Raw genomic sequence first — 6392 nt, forward strand, 5'->3', positions numbered from 1 at the left:
GAACGAATACTTCTACTGAAATTGTATCAATTAATAGCTCAAATATATCTGTACTCGCAATGTAGTTACAATAACCCTATTGAATTAACTTTATATTATTCCATTTAATATTATATCAACTCTTAAAATTCCATATAATTATGCAAAATATTTATATTTTTAAATATTTTATGTTGTTTTGTTACCCCTAATGTAACATTATGATTTTCTTTGTATATTATATACTGTAGATATATCTATTATAATAAAATGCCGAAGATTCAGGGCTATACCTAATAAACATTTTTCACCAATATCTTGTTTAATAGACAAAGAAGACTGTCTTCCTTTTAATACTACTAAAGATAATAATAAAAAATTAAGGAGGATTATTATGAATTCGAGACCTTTTAATACAGATTATATGGATGGGTTTAAGTATGACTCTAGATGTTGTAACTGTGCACATTGTACACCTGGACATCCTACGCCAGATCAAGCATCTTTATTTGCTTGTGGAAATGGTAGTGGTGTATCTATTCCAATCCCTACCATTACAAACCCAACCTTTACTCCAATACCAGTAGCAAGTGTTACATTAGATACAACTTGTCTTTGTAACCCTTCAGTTAAGATAGATTTTGACTCTATAATAAACTATCAAGCTCTTATAACACTTGGAGCTGCACCTATTTTAGGTGGACCATTTACAGTAACTTTCCAGCTAAGCAAGACTTGTAACTCTGGTTCAAAGATAACTTTAGGAACTTGGGATTATGCCTTTGGAGTATTAGCTCTAGCCGTAAATGTAACTAACTCATTTAACTTTAGTTATTGTGAATGTAATGCTTGTCCAGGATGTTGTGTGTACACTGTAGAAATAGTTAGAGTTTCTGCAAGTGTACTAACTGGTGTAGGAGTATTAATTACTGAAAGCGCTTCAATAAGAAGCTCAAATATATCTGCAACAGCAATATCTCGTTAAGCTTTTATTTTAAGTCCATTAATATATAATAAATATTAATTTTTCTAAAGATAGGTAGGTTCTTTATCTACCTGTCTTTTATATTATATGCTAACAATAACTTTATATATTATTTAATAAAAATATTAAGCAAAAAGAAAAGCCCTGTAAGCTAACTTACAGAGCTTTTTATCTTATTTAACCTTATCTTTCATTTTTACACAGAATATTAGTTTAATTTTAGATTCTATTGTGAATCCACAGTGTACTTTACTACATATATCTTTTACGCATAGTATCTTAACTAAATCCTTACAGCATAAGTTTACTCCCTTAGGAAGTTTAAATATGAAACTAAACTTCTTCTTATTGCAAACTTTACCTTCACGACCATGTCCCTTATCAAATACATAGGATGTATTTAACAGAGCACTTACTTTTATCTTTCTATTTCCTTCGCAATGTGATATATCTCTTATATCTAAAATTTCAACATCTGCACAGGATTTTATAAGCCCTATAGTTGGTCCTTGTTTACAAGAAAGTCTAACACAATCTTCTATATCGAAGCATCCACAGTCTTTGAAATTTACCCTTGTCATTACTTCATTTGATTCACACTCAAATTCTTGCCCATCAATTATAGCTGTTCCCGTTGCTATATTTCTTATTATTCCACAATCGCCTAATCCTATTATTTTTGCTCTTATGGTTACTACCCTAGTTTGACCTGGCTCTATTGGTCCAAGGTTTATTCCAGTTGCTAAGTCTCCACAGTTAAAGGTAGTATCGCCCTCTCTAACTTCTAAACATCTTAGGGATGGTGATAACTCATCTCTTAGTATAAAATCATCAATTCTTATTTGGCACTCACTTGAAGCTCTTATTGTATATACTAATATATCCCCAATTTCTGCCTCATCACATGAGCTTTCAAGGCTAACTTCTTTTGTAAGGTTACATAAAGCATTAACTATATTTAAAACAGCAGGATCACTACATTCACTTGCCCATACTTCTCTACTACAACATCCTGATATAAAGAATGAGAATCTAACACATGCTGTATTATTTACTTGTCCTTCAAATTCTCCAACTAGAACTCTAAAGGTTATTAATACCTCTTGACCTGGTTTTAAGCAGCGTAAAGTTATAGGCTCTAATGTAGTACTATCATAACGAATTCTCTTACAGTTAATTTCTAAACTTCCTGGTACAAAGGTTAATTGTGGTGGAAGGTCATCAGTTACAACTAAATTATGAAGAATAAATCTTCCTTTATTTTTTAATCTTATAGATACTGTAACTTCTTGCCCTGGTATTGCACAACTTCTATCAAATTCTTTAGTTATTACTAAACATGGATCCTGTTTGTGTTTATCATCACACTCCCAGTCCTTGTCTTTACAATGAGTTTTATGATGATGCTTTTCACAGTCCCAATCAAAGTGTCCGCAATCATCATGTGGTTTTTCACAGTCCCAATCATGGTGCTTACAATCATCATGATGCTTTTCACAATCCCAATCATGGCGCTTACAATCATCATGATGCTTTTCGCAGCCCCAATCCCAATCATGATCCTTGCAATCATGGTCTGGTTTATCCCATCCACAATCCCAAGGATCATGACGCTTACAACATCTCTTCTTTCCAAATTCCCAATGATCTTTTTTATGATCTTTAAACTCTCTATATTCTTTATCTTCAACATCTAATTTAAGATCTTCAATAACATCATATAGCTTATAATCAATCTCTTCTGCATAACCTATATCAGCTTTAAATTCTTCTAAGCCATATTCTTCAACATTAAAATCTAAATTATTATTTTTATATTGACCTTTGTTTTCCATACGGGTTATCCCTCCCTACTTCTTTGGTTCTAATACTAATATATGTTTTAAATTTACTTATGTTACAATTCTATAAAACAACAATATAACTTATATTTATTCCAAATATTGGGTTTTGCATGCTTATCGCTTATTACAATAATTTAAATTTTTACAAATCAAATAAGCTTATATTTATACCATATGTATTAACATAAGCTTATTTAAAAAATCCTTCTTAAAACATATTACTAATTATTTATTTAAGAATTAGTAATATATAGATAAATTGTTTCAAAACTCAACCCTTGAATACACTTTAAATAATAGTAGATTATGATTTAGTTTCAATTATCGTGTTATTTATCTATATACTCACTTATAAATTTATTTCTATAATAGTCATATCCGTTAACGGATACTATTCCACAGTCATGTAGTATCCATGGATCTAACTGCTTAGGCACTACTATTTTAAAGTTATTTTTAGTAAATTCTATGCACTGAGAAGCGTCATAGAAGTGCCACCCTTGAAATATATCCTCTCTCCAAGGTACATCATACTGAGTTATCATAATTAATCCATCTATTAAAGATACTTCTTCTATATACCCCTGTGGATTTCTAAATTCCAATTTGTCCATAACTCCATTGTGGTTATCATATACAGACCCATATACTTCATTATCCTCCCACCATATTGCACTATCAGGTATCCCTTTGCTTCCTACCAAGCCTATAACCCCAATGTTCTTATTTGAGAATATATATAATATGTCATCTAATATGTTTTTATTTAATATAAATACATCTTGATGCATATAAATCTTATATTTTCCTAAAGCTTTGTGAATCCCCTTGTTATATCCGCTAGTCATACTTCTAGCATCTGTAATCTTTATAATTTCTATGGAGTACCCTTCTGGAATTTTTAATTCTTTTATATATCTTTTACATTCTTCATATAAGGATTCATCATTAACACATATTATAAAGGATATCAATTTATCATTAATTTCCATCACATATCCCTCTCTCTATAGTGCTAATATTCTTTAATATATCTTCATTCTTATTTTTACAATTATAAAGATGTTTTAAAGCTAAATTTTTATATCCTTCTTCATAAAAAGCTTTAGATATTAAAATATTTGTGTTAATATTATCTCTATCTATATCATAGGATTTACCTAACAATATTAATCCTAGTAAACTATTCTTACTATTTTTACTTTCTTCAAATATGGAATTTAACACCTTAATTTTATTTATAATATTTTTATTTAATAAATCCATTAATTCCTCTATAGTTATAAAGCCTTCACTTATATGACTAAGTATCATATCTGAAGCCTCTTTTTTATCTATATCAAATTCTACCCTTCTTAGCTTAAATATAATATCCCTATTACTATTAATATCTTCTTTCTTATAAATTATATTTGATACCTTATTATAGTTACTTGAATGATAAAATACAGCTATTCTATTAACTATATTAGTTCCTAAAAACTCCTTTTCATCATAAACCATACGGAAGTTGTAATATCCCATAAGCCCTTCTATATAATTTAGACTCTCTATAAGATCTTTATCTTTATCATTAAAATCTATATTAACTATTACCTTAGTGTTATCTGTTAAAACATATTTTAGATTTCTTATAAGGTTTTCTTGAGATTTTAGCCTTTGCAAAGATGTTATAAATATATAATTAAATTGTATATTTATATCTTTAAACTCTTCATCATTAATAATGTCTATAGACCTGCTAGCTATTTCCTGTGCAAAATTATTTAGCTCCACACCATAGTACTTACAGTTATTAAGCTTTCCCTTAATATTAAGCCCTGTTGCTCCACATCCACACCCTACTTCTAATATAGAGCATGACCCATCAGGTGATATAAACTTTAAATATTCTTCATGTATTCCTAAATCTATAAATGAAAAGTTCCATTTTTTAATGAACTCTAAATTATTTTTATTTATTATCTCATAAAATTTATTATCTCTATTAAAAGAAGCTCCCCCATAATGATGTATAAAAGTATCTCTACATAGAATCAACTTGTACCCTTCTTTAATAACTCTCATTGAATAGTCATCATCTTCAAAATTTCCTGGAAAGAATCTTTCATCTAACACTCCAACCTTATCTATAACTTCCCTCTTTATAAGTAAACAAAATCCTATTAACTTTATTCTTCTTTCCCATAATTCCTTATTACTCTTATTAAAATCTGATGCAAACCTATGAATCTCTTCAATTGATGAGTAATTAACTGCTATACTTTGGCCATAAGATGCAGAATTAGTTACTGGGCCTACAGCTCCTATTTTTTCGTCACTATATAGACATGTTCTTAAATTACTTAACCAATTTTCTGTTACTATAACATCATTATTTAGAAGTAAAATATCATTTTCCTTATCTGCTATTTCTATTCCTTGATTACATCCTTTAGGAAAACCCATATTCTCATTATTTAAAATTACTTTTAAATCCTTATTTTCTTCAAGCCATGCTCTAGTTTCATCTGTAGAGTTATTATCAACTATTATAATTTCATAATCTTCATCCTTTGTATATTGCCTAATACTATCTATGCAAATCTTTGTATAATTCAATTGATTATGTGTAAGTATTATAATACTTGTTCCCATAACATCCTCCTTTTAGGCCTTAATTATAAATTCATACAATAATATTGTATTTATATGGGCGACTATTGTTACATATTTAAGATGCTCTTGTAGAATATAAAGCTAAATTATAAATACATATATCTAATTATTTTCTGATTAATATCTATAAAATCTTTTATATAATCATAAAAAGGATCCAGAAAAGTAGAATTTCTACACTCTGAATCCTAAGAATTTATTATATAGTCTTAAGCAATGCTATAAATAGTCTACTCTCTTTCTCTAAGATCTAACCCTTTGTTTTTGCCATAAACTCTTTATTTCTTATAATCATTATTACTAATTTATATCTTATAGCATATCTAAAAACTTCTACAGATTTATCTTGACTAAGTCAATGCTACAACGTTCATAGTACCGCCTAAAGTACTTAGAGTATCTGAAGTAGCACCTGTTCTTACTCTTAAAATACTTGGTCCTCCAGCTGGAGTTGCGAATATAGCAACACTTGTAAATGAAGTAAATCCTTGAGCCGCTGCAACTCCAAGGGATACTCCTGAGCCAACTATATTTAATCCATTTAGAGTCATTAATGCATCTGCTGATCCTCCGTTGACAGCAGTTACCTGTACTTCATAGATTGCAAGATAAGTTCTGCCTCCCTGAAGTATAATATCAAATGGTGGCACAAATGCTATAGCAGTACCTTGTAAATGAATTATTGTATCAAATGGTATATTTGCCCCTGGTGCAACAATATTTACTGTTGTTTCAACAATACTTGCATTGTTTGCCGTAGCTAACGGTCCAGTGGCTCCTGTCGGTCCTGTTGGTCCCGTAGGTCCTGTTGCCCCTGTAGCACCCGTTGCCCCTGTAGCACCCGTTGCTCCTGTTGCTCCTGTTGCTCCTGTTGCACCTGTAGCTCCTGTTGCTCCTGTTGCTCCTGTTGCTCCTGTTGCTCCTGT

5 protein-coding genes are annotated in these 6392 nt (G+C 30.1%); 1 reads left to right on the plus strand and 4 read right to left on the minus strand.

The window, feature by feature from the left end:
- Positions 1-373 precede the first annotated feature (373 nt).
- The gene (locus tag AB2369_RS10375; RefSeq protein ID WP_367666409.1) at positions 374-964 is read left to right on the plus strand and encodes a DUF4489 domain-containing protein; all 591 of its coding nucleotides are present in this window, start codon (positions 374-376) and stop codon (positions 962-964) included.
- A gap of 173 nt (positions 965-1137) precedes the next feature.
- On the opposite strand, the gene AB2369_RS10380 is transcribed toward AB2369_RS10375, so the two are convergent.
- The 4 genes from AB2369_RS10380 to AB2369_RS10395 all read right to left on the minus strand — a co-directional run.
- The gene (locus AB2369_RS10380; RefSeq protein ID WP_367666410.1) at positions 1138-2799 is read right to left on the minus strand and encodes a hypothetical protein; all 1662 of its coding nucleotides are present in this window, start codon (positions 2797-2799) and stop codon (positions 1138-1140) included.
- 338 nt (positions 2800-3137) lie between these two features.
- Positions 3138-3800 carry a glycosyltransferase family protein gene (locus tag AB2369_RS10385; protein WP_367666411.1) on the minus strand — a complete coding sequence of 221 codons (663 nt, stop codon included), beginning with the start codon at positions 3798-3800 and terminating at the stop codon, positions 3138-3140.
- Entirely contained in the window at positions 3790-5445 is a 1656-nt protein-coding gene (locus tag AB2369_RS10390; RefSeq protein ID WP_367666412.1) for a glycosyltransferase, read from the minus strand. Before AB2369_RS10390 ends, AB2369_RS10385 begins: the two co-directional genes overlap by 11 nt.
- A 371-nt stretch (positions 5446-5816) precedes the next feature.
- On the minus strand, positions 5817-6392 hold a 576-nt coding region (locus tag AB2369_RS10395; protein WP_367666413.1), incomplete at its 5' end, for a collagen-like protein.

The sequence above is a fragment of the Clostridium sp. genome (genome assembly GCF_040797585.1).
Classification (GTDB): domain Bacteria; phylum Bacillota; class Clostridia; order Clostridiales; family Clostridiaceae; genus Clostridium_Z.

What these genes read in the sequence shown, in the direction of transcription:
- AB2369_RS10385 (WP_367666411.1), bottom strand. Translation starts at nt 3,800, where the DNA reads ATGGAAATTAATGATAAATTGATATCCTTTATAATATGTGTTAATGAT.
- AB2369_RS10390 (WP_367666412.1), bottom strand. Translation starts at nt 5,445, where the DNA reads ATGGGAACAAGTATTATAATACTTACACATAATCAATTGAATTATACA.
- AB2369_RS10375 (WP_367666409.1), top strand. Translation starts at nt 374, where the DNA reads ATGAATTCGAGACCTTTTAATACAGATTATATGGATGGGTTTAAGTAT.
- AB2369_RS10380 (WP_367666410.1), bottom strand. Translation starts at nt 2,799, where the DNA reads ATGGAAAACAAAGGTCAATATAAAAATAATAATTTAGATTTTAATGTT.